This is a genomic window from Microbacterium sp. CnD16-F (assembly GCF_024124465.1).
Classification (GTDB): Bacteria; Actinomycetota; Actinomycetes; order Actinomycetales; family Microbacteriaceae; genus Microbacterium; species Microbacterium gawkjiense.
Genome location: NZ_JAMXSA010000025.1, coordinates 1 through 17,227 on the forward strand (window position 1 = coordinate 1; position 17,227 = coordinate 17,227).

The window sequence follows — 17,227 nt, forward strand, 5'->3', positions numbered from 1 at the left end:
TGCGCGGGACGCACCGCGCCCGCTGGTCGCGGTCGCTGCCGTCCTCCGCCCTGTCACCCGCGCGGGACGAGGTGCGCCGCGCCGTCCGGCAGGACGAGCGGCTCGGCGTCGTCGGCGCGTGGGTCGACGGCACCGGCCTCACGCGCGTCGTCGCCGATGCGAAGGACGAAGCGGAGCGCATCCGATCCGGCCTGCTGTGGCACGCGGGCGGGTAGGCTGCCTCCACCTGAGCCGCCTGTCAAGGGTGGATGCCGCGAACGGAATGCGCCGTTACGCTGGGTCCTCGGCATCACATCGCTTCGAACGTGAGGAATCGCCATGAAGGGCAAGATCGGAATCGTCGTCGGGCTCACCGCCGGCTACGTGCTCGGGGCCCGTGCGGGCCGCCAGCGCTACGAGCAGATCAAGGACGCGTACCTGCGCGTCTACAACACCCCCGCCGTCCAGAAGCAGGTCGACAAGGTCGGCGAGTTCGGCAAGTCGGCGGCCTTCGCCCTGCCGAGCGTGCTGTGGAGCAGCGCGGTCAAGATCACCCGCGCCGCCACCACGAAGGGCACCGCGGGCGACAAGCTCGACGCCGCCCTCGACGCGTCGAAGGACGCCGCGGACGACGTGAAGGATGCCGCCGAGACGACTGCCGACGCCGTGTCGAGCTCCGCCAAGCGGTCGACCGGCTCGGGCACCGCGAAGCGTTCCTCCGGCACCGGCACCAAGAAGTCCTCGTCCGCCTCATGAGCACGCCTCGCGGATTCCGCGACCGGGGTGACGACAGCCTCCTCGGTCTCGTCGCTGAGCTCCCCGAGCTCGTCAAGAACCTCATCGTCGCCGAGATCAACGCCGCGAAGGCCTGGGCGACGCGGACCGGGAAGGATGCCGGCGTCGTCGGCCTCTGGTTCGTCCTGGCGCTGTTCGTCCTGTTCTGGACCCTCCCGGCGATCGGTGCCTTCACGGTCATCGGTCTGTCCTCGTGGATGGCGCCCTGGCTGGCGGCGCTCATCCTCGTCGTGCTCGGTCTGCTGCTCGTGGTGATCTTCGGGATCCTCGGGATGCTGCGGATCAAGCGCATGAAGAACCGTGAGAACCCCGCGAAGGCCCTGTCGACCGACGCCCGAATCGTGAAGGAAGTGGCCGATGAGTTCTGACCTGCCCCGCACCGCCGTTCCGCTCGGCATCACGGACCCCGTCGAGCGCGCGCGCGCCGAGCTGAAGGCCGCGCTCGCCGCGATCGAGGAGAAGGCGAACGTCCCCAAGCGGGCCGCCCGCGCCACGCGGCGCGCCCAGGTCTCGGCCCGCGAGTTCGCGGACCGCAACCCCTCGGGTGCCGTCGTCGCCGCGGTCGGTGTCGCGGCCGCCATCGGGCTCGTCGTCTGGGGAGCCGTCCGGCTGTACACGCGCTGATCGGTGCGGCCGGACCCCGTCGCCGCGACGTCGCTGACGACCGGGGGTATGCTCGGAGCAGGCAGCGGCGATGGTGCAGATGCTGCCGACGACAGGGTCCCGAACGTGCGCATCTGCGCGCATCCCTCCGCTGAGCGTCGGCCGTCTCGCTCGGGGGCGGCCACCGCCGACACGAGAGTCGAACCATGAACACACCTGCTGCGGCAGCACCGAAGCCCCTCAAGGGCTGGCGGGTGCTCGTCCCGCGCGGGGGTCCCTGGGGAGACAGCGTCGCCGCGGCGCTGCGCGCGCAGGGGGCGACGCCGGTGATCGCGCCGCTCATCAACTTCGCCCCGTCCGAGGACCCGACCGACCTCGAGTCGGCGCTCCGCGACCTCGCGTCGGGCGCCTTCGACTGGGTGACCCTCACGAGTTCGACGACCGTCGACGTCCTCCACGCCTACCGTGCGGTGATCCCTCCCACCACCCGCGTCGCCGCTGTGGGTGAGACGACCGCCGCGGCGCTCGGCGCCGTCGGCTACCGCGTCGACCTGGTCCCCGACGACGACAACTCGGCTGCGGGGATGGCGGCGCAGCTCATCGCCCTCGAGCCGGAGCCCATGCGGGTGCTGACGCTCCGCAGCGAACTGGCCAAGCCGGTCCTGACGCGGCTGCTCGTCGAGGCGGGGCACGACGTCCGCAGTGTCGTGGCGTACCGCACCGTCGGGGTGCCGGTCACCGAGAAGGTGGCCACCGACGTCCGTTCCGGGCGCATCAACGCGATCCTCGTCACCAGTGGCTCGGTCGCCGAACAGGTCCACGAGCAGTTCCCCGAGATCCCGGCGGGCACCGTGATCGCCGCGATCGGTCCCCGCACGGCGAAGGACGCCCGCCGCGCCGGGCTGGGGGTCAGCGTGATCGCGAAGGAGCAGACGGTCGCCGGGCTCATCGCCGCCGTGGCCCAGTTCCCGTTGCCGCACGCGATCGACGAGTTCGCCCCGCCGACCGGTTCGTTCCCCCGCATCCAGGGCTGAGGCGGATGGCCGAGACCGGATCGTTGCGGATGCGGCATCCGTCGTACGGGACGCGTTTGGCAGACTGATCCCATGGTGACGCTGCTGCTCGACTCGTCGCGACTGGAGGTCGCGCTCTCGGCCACCGAGCGTGCGCTGTCGTTCCGCAAGGACGCCGTCCGCGTCGAGCGCACCCACATCGCGAAGGTGCAGCTCGTCGACGACCCGTGGACGTGGCTGCGCGGGGTGCCGACCCCCGGCACCGTCATCCCGCGGACCGTCGCGATGGGGCGGTGGCGCTCCGCCGGCGGCGACGATTTCGTGCTCGTGCGGCGGCGGCGCCCCTCGGTCGTGATCGACCTCGACGGCGACCCCGAGTTCCAGCGCCTCGTCATCACCACGCGACACGGGCTCGCCCTCGTCCAGGCCCTGCGCCTCGAAGCCGACGACGAGCCAGTGGATGTCGTCGAGCTCGTGACGACGGAGATCCCGGTGCAGCGACCGGATGCCGCGGCGGACGGACCCGTGCGGGCGCCGCGTCGCCGGGCGCCACGACCCGCGCAGGCCTGACGCGCTCGGCCGGCACCGAGGATCCGGCCGGTAACGTTGCCCGGGTGAGTGAACCCGCGGCATCCCGTCTGCTCGTCCGTGCGGAGGGGAGCGTCGGACGCATCACGCTGAACCGGCCCGAGGCGATCAACGCCGTCGACCACGGCATGATCCGCGGCATCGCCGACGCGCTCGACGCGTGGGAGCATCACCCCGACATCCGCCTGATCCTGCTCGACGGCGCGGGCGAGCGGGGCTTCTGCGCTGGCGGGGACGTGCGCGCGCTCCGCGAGCAGATCCTGGCGGGCGAGGCCGAGGCGGCGATGGCGTTCTTCCGCGACGAGTACGCGCTGAACGCGAGGATCGCGGAGTACCCGAAGCAGGTCATCGTCTTCGCCGACGGCGTGACGATGGGCGGCGGCATCGGCCTGGCGGGCCATGCCTCGGTGCGCCTGGTCACCGAGCGCTCCCGGCTCGCGATGCCCGAGACCCGCATCGGCTTCACCCCCGACGTGGGCGGGTCGTGGCTGCTCGGGCGCGCGCCGGGACGGGTCGGCGAGTACCTCGCCCTGACGGGCGGGACGATGGATGCCGCCGACGCGATCCACGCCGGATTCGCCGACCACCTCGTGCCCGCCGACCGCCTCGGCGACGTGCGGCACGCCCTCGTCACGCGGGCCGACCCGGACACACCGACCGAGATCGCGATGCTGTTCGACGAGACCCCCGAACCCGGTCGTCTCGCCGCCTCGCGCGCGTGGATCGACGACGCGTTCGCCGCCGACACGGTCGCCGAGATCATCGCCCGCCTTCGCGACCGCCCCGAAGCGGATGCCGCGGCCACGGCGGACCTGCTCGAGACCCAGGCTCCGACCGCGCTGACCGTCACCCTCGCCGCCGTGCGCTCGGCACGCGGGCTGCCGGACCTGCGCGCGGCCCTGGCGCAGGAGTACGCGCTCGTGGAATGGTTCGGCCGCACCCAGCCCGACCTCGTCGAGGGGATCCGCGCGCAACTCGTCGACAAGGACCGAGCGCCGCGCTGGCAGCCGGCCCGCCTGCACGAGGTCCCCGCCGAGACCGCCGACACCGCGCTCTCGTTCCGCCCGAGCGTCCCCCTCTGGAGCTGACGTGTTCGACAGCCCCCTCTCCGCGTCGGCGTACGAGGTCCTCGGCGTGGCCGCCGACGCGAGCGACGACGACCTGCGCAAGGCCTACCGGTTGCGTCTGCGGCAGACGCATCCCGACACCGGCGGCGACGCCGCGCAGTTCGTGCAGGTGCAGCGCGCGTGGGAGCTCGTGGGGACCACCGAGGCCCGCGCGGCATACGACCGCGGCCACGGCTTCGGCGAGACCGCCTCGTACGGCCCGGATCCGTCGGCCCCGATGTGGCGGCCCCCGGCCCGGCAGGCCGACACCCGGCCGCGCGCCCGCTCGTTCGGGCAGCCCGGCGGCTGGCGTCGCGAGCGGTACCTCGACCTGATCCGCGAGTGGGCGGGTCGCGGGGTGGACCTCGCCGACCCGTACGATCCCGCCCTCGTCCGCAGCGCGCCGCACGAGGTGCGACGCCTGCTCGCGGACGCGCTCGCCGAGGAGGCGACGGCGCGGATCGTCGCCGAGCTCGGCATGGGGTACACCGTATGGCACGACGTGGCGGCCGACGCGCGGAACCCGGACGTGAAGCTCGACCACGTCGTGCTGGGGCCGAGCGGCCTGTACGCCGTGCTGTCGGAGGACTTCGGCGCGCCGGTGCGCACCCGCCGCGGCGAGCTCGAGGGCGACGCGGTCGTCGGCGCTCCCGTCGCGCAGCTCGTGCTCGCGGCGCGGGCGCTCGGCCGTGCGGCGAAGGTGCGGTTCAGCGCCGCGCTCGTCGTCCTCCCCGACGACGACGTCGCGACGGCGGTGGAGGAACTCGGCAAGGTGAAGGGTTTGCCCGTCGCCGTCGTCGCCCGCAGCGTCCTCGCGACGGTCCTCCGCCGCGGCGTCAGCGGTGCGCGCGACATCGGTGGCAACGAGCTCTTCGACGTGCGGACGCGACTGCAGCAGACCGTCCGCTTCGCCTGAGTCTCAGTCGCCGCCGCCCACGAGCTGCATCGGGTGCGTGAGGCGCCACCACGGGTCGGGGCCGGAGATCGCGGTCTTCACGCTCACCGGCACCTCGACCTGGTCGGCCGGCCCCGAGAGGACGAGCGTGCCCGCATCCGCTCCGGCCGCGGCATCCGCCTCGATGTCGAAGGATGCCTCGGCCGTTGCCGTCGCCCCGTTCCACAGGTGCAGCTCGGCGTCCTCGTCGGTGACGAGCGTGGTCTTCGCGCCCCAGGCCGTGGTGACCTCGGCGACCACCGTGCCGGCGGGGAGGGTGGAGGTGACGGACGCCTCCTGCGCGACGGCGTCGAGCAGGGCTTCGGTGTCATCGACGCGGGCGCCGTCCGTCGGCGCGCCGGCGACGGAGGCGAACAGCGCCGTGGGGCCGCCGCCGAGGTCGATCGTCCGCGCGGCGACGAGGTTGTAGTAGCCCGCGTAGCTGCCGGTCTTCAGACCCACGACGCCGTCGGTGCCGAGCAGGGCGTTGGTGTTCTCGAACTCGCCCGCGCCGGGCAGCTCCGCGGTCTCCGTGGCGACGATCTCGGCGATCACGGGGTTGGCGAGCGCCTTCTCGGCGAGGGCGACCATGGCCGCCGGGGTGGCGACGTTGCCGCGGTCGTAGCCGGAGGCATCCGTCACCGTGATGCCGTCGAGCCCGTTCTCGGCGAGCCACGCATTCGCGGCGGTGACGTACTCCTCGACGGACCCGAACGCGTCGGTCGCGAGACGGTCGGCGTAGTTGCTGGCCGAGGCGATGAGCATGCCCTGGAGCATCTGGTACTGGGTCAGCGAGCCATCGTCGGGGACGTTGAGCGCCGACTGGTTCTGCCCGACGTAGTCCCAGTACTCCAGGCGGTCGGCGTACGTGAACGCGTACTCGGGACCCTGCTCGCCGGCGGCGAGGGGCGCCTGGTCGAGGATGACGAGGGCGGTCACCAGCTTGGTCGTGCTCGCCATCTGCGCCGGCGTCTCGGACGAGGCCGCGGGAGCGAACCCGGTGATGCCGACGGCGGATTCGCCCTCGGCGGGCCACGCGATCGCACTCGCCGCCCCCGTCAGGGCGGCGGCGTCGGTCGTCGTCGCCGAGGGCGTCACGTTGTTCAAGGGCCAGAGCAGCATGGCGCTCGTGTAGGCCGTCACGACCGCCAGGACGGCGAGGGCCGGAATGCCGAGGACGGCGAGCGGGATGCCGCGCCGCCGACGCTCGGGCGGCAGCAGTTCGAAGGTCGCGGGCTGGGCCTGGGAGGCGCTCACCGGACGCCCCTCCTCGTCGACCCACCCGAGCGCACGGTGATCGGCGGCGGGGGAGGCAGGCGTCGCACCGCGCCGGCGTCGGCGCGTGCGGGAATCGGCGTCGTCCACGGTCACCGGACAACGGTAGCGCGCTCTCCCTGTGGCTATACTCGACGCACAACCACGGGAGTCCGGTGAGCCGGGCTGAGAGGAAGCGATCCACGCTTCGACCGTCGAACCTGATCCGGATCATGCCGGCGCAGGGAGGAGAGAGAAATGCACGCTGTCGCGTCCACGTCCGAGACCCGGACCACCACGTCGCCGAACCGCTCGCGTTGGCGGGTCGTCGACATCGTCGTCGCCGCCGTCCTCGGTGTCGCGGTGGGCCTGCTGTTCTGGTTCTGGAACGGCGTCGGTTACGGCTGGTTCGAGGTGATGGATGCCGCGACCCCCGGCCTCGGCGGCTTCGCTGTCGGCATCTGGCTCATCGGCGGTGTCATCGGCGGTCTCGTGATCCGGAAGCCCGGCGCCGCGCTGCTCGTCGAGGTCGTCGCCGCGGCCGTCTCGGCCACGATCGGCAACATCTGGGGCCCGTCGACGCTGCTGTCGGGCCTCGTCCAGGGCCTCGGCGCCGAGCTCATCTTCGCCGTGTTCCTCTACCGCCGCTTCGGCATCGGTGTGGCCGCGCTCGCCGGCGTCGGCGCGGGCGTCGCTGCGTGGATCTTCGAACTGTTCTTCGGCTCGACCCCGAACATCCTGAAGACGCTCGAGTTCAACCTCATCTACCTCGGCACGATCATCGTCTCGGGCGTCGTGCTCGCCGGCGTCGTGGGATGGCTGCTCGTCCGGGCTCTCGCGAAAACCGGTGCCCTCAGCCGGTTCGCCGCGGGTCGAGAACAGGCGGACGAGGTCTGACCACCGGGTCCCGCCCGGCCGGACTCCGCGCACGCGGCTGGGGGTGGCGCTACGCGGGCCGTCGCCGACCGGCCGTCGCGGACGTCGACCTCGACATCGCCCCCGGCGAGCGGGTGCTCCTGCTCGGTGCATCGGGCGCGGGCAAGTCGACGCTCCTCGCGGGAATGGCGGGGCTGCTCGGCGGTGACGAGGACGGCGAGGCGTCGGGTCGGATGACGATCGACGGCGCCGACCCGAGCACGCAGCGCGGCCGTGTCGGCCTCGTGCTGCAGGATCCCGACGCCGGGGTCGTGCTCTCCCGCGTCGGCGACGACGTGGCATTCGGTTGCGAGAACCTCGGCGTCCCGCCCGAACGCATCCCGGTGCGGGTGCGCGCCGCGCTCGACGCCGTCGGGCTCGACGTCCCGCTCGACCGCGAGACCGCGCGGCTCTCGGGCGGCCAGAAGCAGCGCCTCGCGATCGCGGGCGCCCTCGCGATGGACGCGGGTCTGCTGCTGCTCGACGAGCCGACCGCCAACCTCGACCCCGTCGGGGTCCGCGAGGTGCGCGCCGCGGTCGGACGGGCGGTGGAGGCCACGGGCGCCACCCTCGTCGTGATCGAGCACCGGACGGACGTGTGGGTGGACCTCATGACGCGAGTCGTGGTCCTCGACGCCGAGGGGGGTCTGCTCGCGGACGGAACACCCGCCGAAGTGTTCACCCGTCACGCGGCGACCCTGCTCGCGGCCGGGGTCTGGCTGCCGGGTCACCCCGTCGACTTGCCCGCGCTGCCGGCCGTGACGACGGACGTCCCCGCCGCCCTCCGGGCGAGGGGGCTGGCCGTCTCGCGGGACGGGCGGACGCCGGTGCGCGAGGGACTGGACCTCGAGGTGGCGGCGGGGGCGGCATCCGTCATCACCGGACCCAACGGCGTCGGCAAATCGACACTCGCGCTGACCCTCGCGGGGCTCCTGCCGGAGTTCGCCGGGGCCGTCGAGGCGGGCACCGTGCCCGCGGGGCGTCGGGGAGCGCGGCCATCCCGCTGGAGTTCGCGCGAGCTCCTCACCCGGATCGGCACCGTGTTCCAGGATCCCGAGCACCAGTTCCTCGCCTCGACGGTGCGTGCAGAGCTCGAGGTCGGACCGCGCGCCCTCCGGCGCCCGTCCCGCGAGATCGACGCCGTCGTGGACCGGCTGCTCGACGAGCTCGGGCTCACCGCGCTCGCGCGCGCCAATCCGTTCACGCTGTCGGGCGGTCAGAAGCGGCGGCTGTCGGTGGCCACCGTCCTCGCTACATCGCCCGAGGTCATCGTCCTCGACGAGCCGACGTTCGGGCAAGACCGTCGCGGTTGGGCCGGCATCGTCTCGCTGCTGCAGGCGCAGGTCGCCGACGGGCGCGCGGTCGTCGCGGTGACGCACGACGAGGACGCGGTGCGGCTGCTCGGCGGACGGCACATCGAGCTCGCGGCGGTGGCGTCATGATCCTCGCGGCGGCCGACACCGGGACCGCGAGGCGGGACGCGTGGCTCGACGGGGTGAACCCGGCGGTCCGCATCCTTCTCGCCTTCGTCCTGGCCATCCCGCTGCTGACGACGATCGACGCGGTCAGCGCCGGTGTCGCCGTCGTGCTGATGGTGCTGTGCATCCCGCTGACCGGGATCGGGTTCGGGGCAACGCTGCGACGGATGGCGCCCGTGCTCGTGCTGATGCCGGTCGCCGGGTTGAGCATGCTGCTGTACGCCGAGCCGGGCGGGCGCGTGTACGCCTCGTTCTGGTACGCGACGATCAGCGACGCGTCGATCGGGTTCGCCGTGGCGGTCGGGGTGCGGGTCATCGCGCTCGCGCTCCCGACGGTCCTGCTGTTCAGCCGCGTCGACCCGATCGAGCTCGCCGCGGCGCTCGCTCAGATCGTGCGGCTGCCCGCGCGACTCGTGCTCGGGGTGCTGGCCGGGACGCGCACGCTCGGGCTGTTCGTCGACGACTGGCGGGCCATGCGCCTCGCGCGGCGGGCGCGCGGCGTGGGGGACCGGAACGCCGTGCGCCGGTTCTTCTCGATGGCGTTCGTGCTCCTCGTCTTCGCGGTGCGTCGCGGCACGCGCCTCGCGACCGCGATGGAGGCGCGCGGGTTCGGCGCGCCCGTCGAACGCACCTGGGCCCGCACGTCGCGGCTGTCCCGCCGGGACGCGGTCGCCGTGGTCGGTGCGCTGGCGATCGTGGCCGTGGCGATCTCGGTCGCCGTGGCCGTCGGCTCGTTCCGCGTCGTCTGGATGTGAGTCGCGCGCCGCGCCCTCAGAACGCGTAGGCAAAGCAGATCGAACGGGGCATCGTCTCGGCGTACGGCTCGTACACCGGGATGCGGGTGAATCCGAGCGACTCGTAGAGGGCGACCGATTCGGGCTGCGGGATGCCGGTCTGCAGGATGACCCGATCGGCACCGCCCGCGCGTGCCCGGTCGAGCGCGGCGCCCATGAGGGTTCGCGCGATGCCGCGGCCCCGCGCCGCCTCGGTGACGACGAGGCGCTTGATCTCCCACTCCTCGCCGAGGCGACGGAGGATGACGTGGCCGGTCGGTGTGCCGTCGGCATCCACCGCGATCAGGGTCGCGACGATCTCGTCGGGGTGCATCGCGAGGGCGCGGGAGCGCGCGGCCTTCCGCTCGGCGGGCTCGTCGCCGTGGAACCCGTCGTAGCGGGCGCCGAGGTCGGCATCCAACTCATCGCGGAGCGCGGTCGCGCGCGGGTCGGCCCACGCGACCTCGAGGATGCGGGACCCGGTGCTCGTCCGTTCGCTCACCGGTCGAGCCTAAGCGCCCGCGGGGGTGTCGCGGCTGGTAGCGTCCGCGGTATGTCCGCCCCCGCCGTTCCTCCGCGCCTGCGGCGGAGCGGTGCCGGCGGCGTCCTCGCGGTCGCGGTGCTGCAGGCGGTCGCGATCGTGGTCACCGGGGTGCTGTGGTTCCTGCGCGGCGTCCTCGCCGGCGGGCACTGCTCTCCGTCGTGCGACTGGGGGGCGGCGGATGCCGCGGGCATGCTCTTCGGCGGCGCGATCCTCACCAGCCTCGTCCTCACCGCGGTCGCCGCGATCGTCGCCTGGCGCACGGGGCGCGACCTCGCGTGGGTGCCGATCGTCTCGGCATCCGTCGTCGTGGCGGGCTATCTCGCGGCGGCGGCGCTCTTCGACGGCGCGGTGCGCTGACGGGTCAGGTCGCGTTCCAGAGGTCGCGGTAGTAGGCGAGGCGCTCCTCGTCGGGCGCGACGCCGTAGGCCTCGAGGAGCACGCCGTCCCACCCGGGGCCGTAGTTCCAGCCGGTGCTCATCGCGGCGACGGCGATGTCGCCCCACCGGTCGCCGAGGCCGAGCTGCCCGAGGTCGACGTGGCCGCTCCATCGGCCGTCGTCCCCGATCAGCGTGTTCGGCGCGCAGGCGTCGCCGTGGCAGACCACGAGCTGGTCGATCGGCGGCGCCTCGCGCAGCTCGTCGGGGACGATCACCCCGCGCGCCGCGGCGTTCGCGACGCGCGCCGGCACGGTCCAGTCGAAGGGACAGGATGCCGCCGGCAGGCTCTCGTGCAGGGCGCGCAGGCCCTCGCCGATCGCCCTGACCGCCGTCTCGGGCCGCGCGACCCACGCCGGATCGACCGCCGAGAGGCCGGTGAGGGCGCGGGTCACGAGCCACTCCGTTTCGCCGTCGTCGCCCTGCTCGATCACCGTCGGCACGCGCACGTAGGGAGCTGCCCAGGCCATCCGCTCCGCCTCATCCGCCATCGAGGTCTCGAGATGGACCGGACCGACCTTGATGAACCGGTCGTCGTCGGTGCGGAACGTCTGCCCGCCGAGCTTGTTCTCCCACACCGGCAGGAGTGCCGCACCGCGCGCGAGGCGGCGCACGATCGGGGGGACGGGCGCGTCGGCGAGGGGGACGGACATCCCTCCATCCTGTCGCCCACCGTCGGGGACGGCTAGCCTGGAGGCATCCTGCTGCCGTGGCACCCAGTCGCGCGTAAGGTGGAACCCGATCCCGTTCGAAGGAGAGCGCATGGACATCGCCGCAGCATCCGCCCTCGTCACCGGCGGGGCCAGCGGACTCGGTCTCGCCACGGCCCGCCGCCTCGCCGCGCAGGGTGCGCACGTCGTCATCGTCGACCTGCCGACCTCATCCGGGTCCAACGTCGCCGCGGAGCTCGGCGGGACCTTCGCCGCCGCCGATGTGACGGATGCCGCGCAGGTGCAGGCGGCCGTGGCCGCGGCATCCGCCGTCGCCCCGCTGCGCGTCGCCGTCAACTGCGCCGGGATCGCGCCGCCCGCGAAGGTCCTCACCCGCGACGGTTCGCCGAGCCCGATCGCCGACTTCGAACGGATCATCCGCATCAACCTGATCGGCACCTACACCGTCATCGCCCACGCGGCGGCGGCGATGGCGGCGACCGAACCGACGGCATCCGGGGACCGCGGCGTCATCGTGAACACCGCGTCGGTCGCGGCCTTCGACGGTCAGATCGGGCAGCCCGCGTACGCGGCCAGCAAGGGCGGTGTGCACGCGATGACGCTGCCGATCGCGCGCGAACTGGCGCGCTCGGCGATCCGCGTCTGCACGATCGCACCCGGGATCATGGAGACCCCGATGCTCGCGGGGCTCCCCGAGGCGGCGCAGGAGTCGCTCGGCCAGCAGGTGCCCTACCCGGCGCGGCTCGGCAGGCCCGACGAGTACGCCGCGCTCGTTCAGCACATCGTCGAGAACGGCTATCTCAACGGCGAGACGATCCGTCTCGACGGTTCGATCCGCATGGCCCCGAAGTGAGTGGAGACCCGATGAGCGACTCGATCCTGCTGCGCCGCGAGGGCGCCCTCGCCCGGCTGACCTTCAACCGCCCGGCGTCCCTCAACGCGATGGACTTCGAGATGGGCACGCGCTGGCGCGACCTCGCGCACGAGCTGACGCGCGACGACACGGTCGGCGCGATCGTGTTGGATGCCGCGGGCCCGGCGTTCTGCGCCGGCGGCGACGTCGTGCAGATGGCGATCTCCGGCGGCAGTGGTGGCGCGATCACCGAGATGGCCGGAGTGATCCACGACGGCATCCGGACTTTCGTGGAGTCGTCGATCCCGATGGTCGCGGCGGTGCAGGGAGCGGTCGCCGGCGGCGGTCTCGGTCTCATGCTGACGGCGGACTACATCGTCGCGTCGCCGCGAGCCGTGTTCGTCAGCAAGTACGCGAACATCGGGCTCACCCCCGACCTCGGCGTCTCGACGCTGCTGCCGGCGGCGGTCGGACAGCGCCGCGCGCTGCAGCTGCTGCTCACCGACACGACGATCGACGCGCCGACCGCGCACGAGTGGGGGCTCATCGCCGAGGTCGTCGACCAGCCCGGGGAGCGTGCCGACGAGATCGCGCGGGCCTGGCTCGACGGCGCGACCGGGGCGTTCGGGCAGGCGAAGCGCCTCGTCCGCACCGGCGCCGCGCGGCCGTTCGCCGACAACCTCGACGACGAGGCCCGCACGATCGGTGCTGCGTTCGACACCCCCGATGCGGCGACGCGGATCGCCGCGTTCGCCGCGGCATCCCGTTCGCGCCGTTCCTGACCCACTGGAGAACCCATGACCCTCGCCGGAAAGACCATCCTCATGTCGGGCGGCAGCCGCGGCATCGGCCTCGCGATCGCGCTGCGCGCCGCGCGGGACGGCGCGAACATCGCGCTGCTCGCCAAGACCGACACCCCGCATCCCAAGCTCGAGGGCACGGTGCACTCGGCGGCGGAGCAGATCCGCGCGGCGGGGGGTCGTGCGCTGCCGATCGTCGGCGACGTCCGCGACGACGGCGACATCACCGAGGCCGTCATGAAGACGCAGGGCGAGTTCGGCGGCATCGACATCGTCGTCAACAACGCGTCGGTCATCGACCTGTCGGGCTCGCTCGAACTGGCCGCGAAGAAGTACGACCTCATGCAGGACGTCAACGTGCGCGGCACCTTCATGCTGTCGCGCACGGCGCTGCCGATCCTGAAGGATGCCGCGAACCCCCACATCCTCTCGCTGTCGCCGCCCCTCAACCTGTCGCCGAAATGGCTCGGCGCGCACACCGGCTACACCCTCGCGAAGTACGGCATGACGATGGCGACCCTCGGCATGGCGGCCGAGTTCGCGAAGGACGGCGTCGCCGCCAACACGCTGTGGCCGCAGACGACGATCGCGACGGCGGCGGTGCAGTTCGCCCTCGGCGGCGACCGGATGATGAAGGTCAGCCGCACGCCCGAGGTCTACGCCGACGCGGCGTACGAGGTGCTCTGCAAGCCGGCGCGTGAGTACACCGGGCAGACTCTCATCGTCGAGGACGTGCTGAGGGATGCCGGTGTCACCGACTTCTCGCGCTACGCCGCGACGCCGGGGACACCCGACGCCGAGCTGTTCCCCGACATCTTCCTCGACTGAGGTCGGCGGCCGGATGCGCGGCCGTGAACGCGCGCCCGCGCGTCAGACCAGGCCGAGCTTCACGAACGCGTTCCACACGCCGTCGTCGAGGACGTCGGTGGTGACGTTGCCGGCGCGCTCCTTGAGGGCGGGGTCGGCGTTGCCCATGGCGACGGGCGTGCCGACGACGTCGAACATCTCGGCGTCGTTCCAGCTGTCGCCGATGCCGATCGCGTCGGCGGCGTCGAGACCGAGGATGTCGAGCACGCGCACGATCGCCGAACCCTTGTTCGTGCCCGCCAGTCCGATCTCCCCGTTGGACCCGCCGGGGAGGGGGATGCTGCCGGGGATGACGTGGAAGCGCTCGCCGAGGTCGGCCTGGGCCTTGTCGACGCTGTCGGAGCGCTTGCTGATGAACGTGGTCTTCGCGATGGCGTCCAGGTCCGCCTCGCCGACGGGACGGTAGGTGACGATCGGCTCCGGGTCGACGGCATCGGTCTGTCCGAGCCGGCGGGCGTCTTCGAGGTGACGCTTGCGGCGCTCGGCGAAGTACTCGTCGAGCATCGCACCGACCCCGTCGCTCGCGTAGACGGCCTCGTTCGACTGCAGGAAGTAGTCGATGTCCTCCGCTTCGAAGTAGGCGATCAGTCGGTCGGTGTCCTCGCGCGGCATCGGGTCGGCGAACAGCAGCTCGTCGCCGCGCACCGCGTAGGCGCCGCCGTTGGTGATCGCGCCGTCGTAGCCGATCTCGCGGACCTTGGGGTGGATGTCGCCGGCGGCGCGTCCCGTGCAGAGGTAGACGAGGTGGCCGTTCTCGCGTGCCGTCCGGATCGCGGTGATCGTCGAGTCGGCGATGGCCGTTCCGTGCTCGAGGATGGTTCCGTCCACGTCCAGAAAAGCGATGCGCGTCATGCCTCCATTCTCCCGGATGCGGATGAACGCTCGGTGCGCGGGCGGGTCAGAGCTGCTTGCGGAGGAACACCTGCGCGGTGCCGTCGTCGCCGGGGACGCGCTCGCTCTCCTCGTAACCCTCGCGCTCGTAGAGGCGCAGGTTCGCCTCGCTGAGCGAGCCGGTGAACAGCTCCGCGGTCGTGGCGCCGGCCTCGCGGCCGCGCTCCTCGACCGCCGACAGCAGCGCGGTCCCGAGGCCCGAGCCCTGCTGATCGGGTGCGATCGCGATGCGGCCGATGAGGAGCAGGTCGCCGTCGACGCGGGCGCGCACGCAGCCCACCATGCGCTCGCCGTCGAGGGCGACGCATCCGAGGTTGTCCTCGAGTTCGGCGCGGACCTCGTCGAGCGTCTGCGTGAGCGGCGGCATGTCGACGGCGTCGTAGATGAGCGCCTCCTGCACGAAGGCGGCCCGCTGCAGGGTGAGCACCTCGCCCGCGTCGTCGACGGTGATGGGACGGATGCGGGCGGTGCTCATCCGTTCAGCGTAATCCGCCTTCGGCGGCCCGCGGCCGGCGGCTTAGAGTGACCGCATGCCCGATGTCGCCGCCGCGATCGCCACCCGTCCGCTCGTCCTCGACGGTGGGCTCGGGACGATGCTCGAGGCCCGCGGCCACGATCTCAGCGGAGTGCTCTGGTCGGCGGGCGTGCTCATCGACGCGCCCGGTGACGTGCGCGACGTGCACGCCGCGTTCGTCGAGGCCGGCGCCGACGTCGTCACGACGGCCTCCTACCAGCTCGGGTACGACAACCTCGCCGCGGCGGGGCGGGATGCCGCCGAGGTCGATGCGCTGCTGACCACCTCGGTTCGCCTCGCCCGCGAGGCGTCGGACGGCCGGGCGTGGGTCGCGGCATCCGTCGGTCCCTTCGGTGCCGTGCGCGCGGACGGCAGCGAGTACACCGGTGCGTACGGTCTGTCGGTGGCCGAGCTGACCGCGTGGCACCGCCGTCGCTTGCTCGCGCTCGCGGAGGCGGGGCCTGACCTCCTCGCCGTCGAGACGATCGCATCGCCCGCCGAGGCCGAGGCGCTGGCGGCCGCGCTCGAGGGCGTGGGGATCCCGGCGTGGATCTCGCTGTCGGGCGCGAGCACGGCCTTCGACGGCGACGACGCGCTCGCCGCTGCGCTGGCGGCCGCCGCGGCTGCGCCCGGGGCCGTCGCCGTCGGAGCGAACTGCTGCCCGCCGGCCGCACTGACCCGCGTGCTGGACCGGATGCCGCCGACGACGCCCGCCGTCGTCTACCCGAACAGCGGCGAGGTCTGGGACGCCGCCTCGCGCTCGTGGCACGGCCACGCGACGGCCACCTTCGCCGACGTCGACGCCTGGGTGGAGGCGGGGGCACGGCTGATCGGCGGATGCTGCCGCACGACTCCCGAGGACATCGCCGGCCTCGCCCGCCGACTGAAGGACTGAGCCGCCCGGCATCCGTCCAGCCCGCCCCGGTAGCCTGGAAGGCATGACCGAGTCCACTCCCGCGCGCCCCGAGGGCATGTCCGCCGTGCGCTCGACGACGCCCAAGCAGGTGCGTCCCGCGACCGAGGGGTGGACGCAGGCGAAGGATGCCGAAGGCCGCCCGCTCCTGCAGTTCGCGAGCCCCAAGCGGGGCAAGCCGCCCGTGCACCTCGCCGACCTAGATCACGACGCGCGCGTAGAGAAGCTGAAGGAGCTCGGGATGCCGGGCTTCCGCGCCGCGCAGCTCGAGAAGCACTATTTCCAGCACTACACCTCCGACCCCGCCCACATGACGGATCTGCCGGCGGCGAATCGCGACGAGCTCGTCGGCGGGCTGCTGCCGAACCTCATGACCGAGGTGCGCCGGCTCGAGACCGACGGCGGCGACACGATCAAGTTCCTGTGGCGTCTGCACGACGGCGCGCTCGTCGAGTCCGTCCTCATGCGCTACACCGGGCGCATCACGCTGTGCGTGTCGAGCCAGGCCGGCTGCGGCATGAACTGCCCGTTCTGCGCCACCGGCCAGGCGGGCCTCACCCGCAACATGTCGGCGGCCGAGATCGTTGACCAGGTCGTCCGCGCCAACCGCCTCATCGCCGACGGCGGCCTGGGCGATCCCCGCAAGGTCGGCCACAAGGACGAGCGCGTCACGAACATCGTCTTCATGGGCATGGGGGAGCCTCTCGCCAACTACGCCCGCGTCATGCAGGCCGTTCGCACGATGGTCGACAAGAAGCACGGGCTCGGCATGAGCGCCCGCGGCATCACGGTCTCGACCGTCGGGCTCGTGCCGGCGATCCGCAAGCTGTCCGCCGAGGAGATCCCGGTCACCTTCGCACTGTCGCTGCACGCTCCCGACGACCACCTGCGCGACGAGCTGATCCCGGTCAACTCACGCTGGAAGGTCGATGAGGCCCTCGACGCCGCGCGCGAGTACTTCGACAAGACCGGGCGTCGCGTCTCGATCGAGTACGCGCTCATCAAGGACATGAACGACCACGCCTGGCGTGCCGATCTCCTCGCCGAGAAGCTCAACCAGCGCGGTCGCGGCTGGGTGCACGTGAACCCGATCCCGCTGAACCCGACGCCCGGCTCGATCTGGACCTCGTCCGACGTCGACGTGCAGAACGAGTTCGTCCGCAGGCTCAACGACGCCGGCATCCCGACGACCCTCCGCGACACCCGCGGCAAGGAGATCGACGGCGCGTGCGGTCAGCTCGTCGCGACCGAAGAGGATCAGGCCGCGGCGGCATCCGTCTGACTCCGGAGGCGATTCCGCCG

At 72.6% G+C, this 17,227-nt stretch carries 21 protein-coding genes, 1 pseudogene and 1 riboswitch; of the genes and pseudogenes, 17 read left to right on the plus strand and 5 right to left on the minus strand.

Going from position 1 to position 17,227, the window contains the following annotated elements; genetic code table 11:
- From NH287_RS08455 to NH287_RS08490, 8 genes and pseudogenes are all read left to right on the plus strand, one after another.
- Window positions 1–215: pseudogene (locus NH287_RS08455) on the plus strand (hypothetical protein); the annotation flags it as partial.
- Between the two features lie 103 nt (window positions 216–318).
- Entirely contained in the window at window positions 319–735 is a 417-nt protein-coding gene (locus NH287_RS08460; protein WP_064003418.1) for a hypothetical protein, read from the plus strand.
- Window positions 732–1,142 carry a phage holin family protein gene (locus NH287_RS08465; protein ID WP_253035248.1) on the plus strand — a complete coding sequence of 137 codons (411 nt, stop codon included), beginning with the start codon at window positions 732–734 and terminating at the stop codon, window positions 1,140–1,142. Before NH287_RS08460 ends, NH287_RS08465 begins: the two co-directional genes overlap by 4 nt.
- A complete protein-coding gene (locus NH287_RS08470) occupies window positions 1,132–1,398 on the plus strand; it encodes a hypothetical protein (RefSeq protein ID WP_064003416.1) in 267 nt (88 codons plus the stop codon). Before NH287_RS08465 ends, NH287_RS08470 begins: the two co-directional genes overlap by 11 nt.
- A 185-nt stretch (window positions 1,399–1,583) precedes the next feature.
- Window positions 1,584–2,411, plus strand: a complete 828-nt coding sequence (locus NH287_RS08475) for a uroporphyrinogen-III synthase (RefSeq protein WP_217532436.1) — start codon at window positions 1,584–1,586, stop codon at window positions 2,409–2,411.
- Between the two features lie 72 nt (window positions 2,412–2,483).
- Window positions 2,484–2,960 (plus strand): hypothetical protein, encoded by a 477-nt coding sequence (locus tag NH287_RS08480; protein ID WP_253035249.1) that lies wholly within the window; start codon window positions 2,484–2,486, stop codon window positions 2,958–2,960.
- A 44-nt stretch (window positions 2,961–3,004) separates the two neighbouring features.
- Window positions 3,005–4,066, plus strand: a complete 1,062-nt coding sequence (locus NH287_RS08485) for an enoyl-CoA hydratase/isomerase family protein (RefSeq protein WP_253035250.1) — start codon at window positions 3,005–3,007, stop codon at window positions 4,064–4,066.
- Between the two features lies 1 nt (window position 4,067).
- Window positions 4,068–5,000, plus strand: a complete 933-nt coding sequence (locus NH287_RS08490; protein WP_253035251.1) for a DnaJ domain-containing protein — start codon at window positions 4,068–4,070, stop codon at window positions 4,998–5,000.
- 3 nt (window positions 5,001–5,003) lie between these two features.
- Here the strand turns inward: NH287_RS08490 and NH287_RS08495 are convergent, their stop codons facing one another.
- A complete protein-coding gene (locus tag NH287_RS08495) occupies window positions 5,004–6,389 on the minus strand; it encodes a D-alanyl-D-alanine carboxypeptidase family protein (protein WP_253035252.1) in 1,386 nt (461 codons plus the stop codon).
- A 38-nt stretch (window positions 6,390–6,427) separates the two neighbouring features.
- A riboswitch (TPP riboswitch) is annotated at window positions 6,428–6,537 on the plus strand.
- Here NH287_RS08495 and NH287_RS08500 point away from each other — a divergent pair.
- The 3 genes from NH287_RS08500 to NH287_RS08510 all read left to right on the plus strand — a co-directional run bounded on the left by NH287_RS08500 (window position 6,531) and on the right by NH287_RS08510 (window position 9,420).
- The gene (locus NH287_RS08500; protein ID WP_253035253.1) at window positions 6,531–7,169 is read left to right on the plus strand and encodes an ECF transporter S component; all 639 of its coding nucleotides are present in this window, start codon (window positions 6,531–6,533) and stop codon (window positions 7,167–7,169) included. It overlaps the preceding riboswitch by 7 nt.
- Window positions 7,088–8,629 (plus strand): ABC transporter ATP-binding protein, encoded by a 1,542-nt coding sequence (locus NH287_RS08505; RefSeq protein ID WP_290440463.1) that lies wholly within the window; start codon window positions 7,088–7,090, stop codon window positions 8,627–8,629. Before NH287_RS08500 ends, NH287_RS08505 begins: the two co-directional genes overlap by 82 nt.
- Complete coding sequence (locus tag NH287_RS08510) at window positions 8,626–9,420, plus strand: energy-coupling factor transporter transmembrane protein EcfT (protein ID WP_253035255.1); 795 nt, start codon at window positions 8,626–8,628, stop codon at window positions 9,418–9,420. Before NH287_RS08505 ends, NH287_RS08510 begins: the two co-directional genes overlap by 4 nt.
- Window positions 9,421–9,436: 16 nt before the next feature.
- Here the strand turns inward: NH287_RS08510 and NH287_RS08515 are convergent, their stop codons facing one another.
- On the minus strand, window positions 9,437–9,940 hold the full coding sequence (locus tag NH287_RS08515) for a GNAT family N-acetyltransferase (RefSeq protein WP_253035256.1): 504 nt from the start codon (window positions 9,938–9,940) through the stop codon (window positions 9,437–9,439).
- A gap of 51 nt (window positions 9,941–9,991) precedes the next feature.
- Here NH287_RS08515 and NH287_RS08520 point away from each other — a divergent pair, with 51 nt between their 5' ends.
- The gene (locus NH287_RS08520) at window positions 9,992–10,339 is read left to right on the plus strand and encodes a hypothetical protein (RefSeq protein ID WP_217532452.1); all 348 of its coding nucleotides are present in this window, start codon (window positions 9,992–9,994) and stop codon (window positions 10,337–10,339) included.
- A 4-nt stretch (window positions 10,340–10,343) separates the two neighbouring features.
- Here the strand turns inward: NH287_RS08520 and NH287_RS08525 are convergent, their stop codons facing one another.
- Window positions 10,344–11,069 carry an aminoglycoside 3'-phosphotransferase gene (locus tag NH287_RS08525; RefSeq protein ID WP_253035257.1) on the minus strand — a complete coding sequence of 242 codons (726 nt, stop codon included), beginning with the start codon at window positions 11,067–11,069 and terminating at the stop codon, window positions 10,344–10,346.
- 109 nt (window positions 11,070–11,178) lie between these two features.
- On the opposite strand from NH287_RS08525, the gene NH287_RS08530 reads away from it, so the two are divergent.
- The 3 genes from NH287_RS08530 to NH287_RS08540 are packed head-to-tail and all read left to right on the plus strand — an operon-like array spanning window position 11,179 to window position 13,568.
- Window positions 11,179–11,940, plus strand: coding sequence for an SDR family NAD(P)-dependent oxidoreductase (locus NH287_RS08530; RefSeq protein WP_253035258.1), 762 nt, complete (start codon window positions 11,179–11,181; stop codon window positions 11,938–11,940).
- Between the two features lie 11 nt (window positions 11,941–11,951).
- Window positions 11,952–12,722 (plus strand): enoyl-CoA hydratase/isomerase family protein, encoded by a 771-nt coding sequence (locus tag NH287_RS08535; RefSeq protein WP_253035259.1) that lies wholly within the window; start codon window positions 11,952–11,954, stop codon window positions 12,720–12,722.
- 15 nt (window positions 12,723–12,737) lie between these two features.
- Window positions 12,738–13,568, plus strand: a complete 831-nt coding sequence (locus NH287_RS08540) for an NAD(P)-dependent oxidoreductase (protein WP_253035260.1) — start codon at window positions 12,738–12,740, stop codon at window positions 13,566–13,568.
- A 42-nt stretch (window positions 13,569–13,610) separates the two neighbouring features.
- On the opposite strand, the gene NH287_RS08545 is transcribed toward NH287_RS08540, so the two are convergent.
- On the minus strand, window positions 13,611–14,459 hold the full coding sequence (locus tag NH287_RS08545) for a Cof-type HAD-IIB family hydrolase (RefSeq protein WP_253035261.1): 849 nt from the start codon (window positions 14,457–14,459) through the stop codon (window positions 13,611–13,613).
- Window positions 14,460–14,505: 46 nt separating this feature from the next.
- Window positions 14,506–14,973 (minus strand): GNAT family N-acetyltransferase, encoded by a 468-nt coding sequence (locus NH287_RS08550; RefSeq protein WP_253035262.1) that lies wholly within the window; start codon window positions 14,971–14,973, stop codon window positions 14,506–14,508.
- A gap of 55 nt (window positions 14,974–15,028) precedes the next feature.
- On the opposite strand from NH287_RS08550, the gene mmuM reads away from it, so the two are divergent.
- Both mmuM and rlmN read left to right on the plus strand, forming a co-directional pair.
- Window positions 15,029–15,907 carry a homocysteine S-methyltransferase gene (mmuM, locus tag NH287_RS08555; protein ID WP_253035263.1) on the plus strand — a complete coding sequence of 293 codons (879 nt, stop codon included), beginning with the start codon at window positions 15,029–15,031 and terminating at the stop codon, window positions 15,905–15,907.
- Between the two features lie 43 nt (window positions 15,908–15,950).
- On the plus strand, window positions 15,951–17,207 hold the full coding sequence (gene rlmN / locus NH287_RS08560) for a 23S rRNA (adenine(2503)-C(2))-methyltransferase RlmN (protein WP_374209368.1): 1,257 nt from the start codon (window positions 15,951–15,953) through the stop codon (window positions 17,205–17,207).
- Window positions 17,208–17,227: the final 20 nt, after the last annotated feature.

Bases quoted from the DNA above. Each gene is read 5' to 3' on its own strand.
- NH287_RS08475 (WP_217532436.1), top strand. From the start codon at position 1,584: ATGAACACACCTGCTGCGGCAGCACCGAAGCCCCTCAAGGGCTGGCGG.
- NH287_RS08460 (WP_064003418.1), top strand. From the start codon at position 319: ATGAAGGGCAAGATCGGAATCGTCGTCGGGCTCACCGCCGGCTACGTG.
- NH287_RS08525 (WP_253035257.1), bottom strand. From the start codon at position 11,069: ATGTCCGTCCCCCTCGCCGACGCGCCCGTCCCCCCGATCGTGCGCCGC.
- NH287_RS08510 (WP_253035255.1), top strand. From the start codon at position 8,626: ATGATCCTCGCGGCGGCCGACACCGGGACCGCGAGGCGGGACGCGTGG.
- mmuM (WP_253035263.1), top strand. From the start codon at position 15,029: ATGCCCGATGTCGCCGCCGCGATCGCCACCCGTCCGCTCGTCCTCGAC.
- NH287_RS08500 (WP_253035253.1), top strand. From the start codon at position 6,531: ATGCACGCTGTCGCGTCCACGTCCGAGACCCGGACCACCACGTCGCCG.
- NH287_RS08470 (WP_064003416.1), top strand. From the start codon at position 1,132: ATGAGTTCTGACCTGCCCCGCACCGCCGTTCCGCTCGGCATCACGGAC.
- NH287_RS08540 (WP_253035260.1), top strand. From the start codon at position 12,738: ATGACCCTCGCCGGAAAGACCATCCTCATGTCGGGCGGCAGCCGCGGC.
- NH287_RS08545 (WP_253035261.1), bottom strand. From the start codon at position 14,459: ATGACGCGCATCGCTTTTCTGGACGTGGACGGAACCATCCTCGAGCAC.
- NH287_RS08520 (WP_217532452.1), top strand. From the start codon at position 9,992: ATGTCCGCCCCCGCCGTTCCTCCGCGCCTGCGGCGGAGCGGTGCCGGC.
- NH287_RS08550 (WP_253035262.1), bottom strand. From the start codon at position 14,973: ATGAGCACCGCCCGCATCCGTCCCATCACCGTCGACGACGCGGGCGAG.
- NH287_RS08480 (WP_253035249.1), top strand. From the start codon at position 2,484: ATGGTGACGCTGCTGCTCGACTCGTCGCGACTGGAGGTCGCGCTCTCG.
- NH287_RS08465 (WP_253035248.1), top strand. From the start codon at position 732: ATGAGCACGCCTCGCGGATTCCGCGACCGGGGTGACGACAGCCTCCTC.
- NH287_RS08530 (WP_253035258.1), top strand. From the start codon at position 11,179: ATGGACATCGCCGCAGCATCCGCCCTCGTCACCGGCGGGGCCAGCGGA.
- NH287_RS08505 (WP_290440463.1), top strand. From the start codon at position 7,088: ATGGCTGCTCGTCCGGGCTCTCGCGAAAACCGGTGCCCTCAGCCGGTT.
- NH287_RS08535 (WP_253035259.1), top strand. From the start codon at position 11,952: ATGAGCGACTCGATCCTGCTGCGCCGCGAGGGCGCCCTCGCCCGGCTG.
- rlmN (WP_374209368.1), top strand. From the start codon at position 15,951: ATGACCGAGTCCACTCCCGCGCGCCCCGAGGGCATGTCCGCCGTGCGC.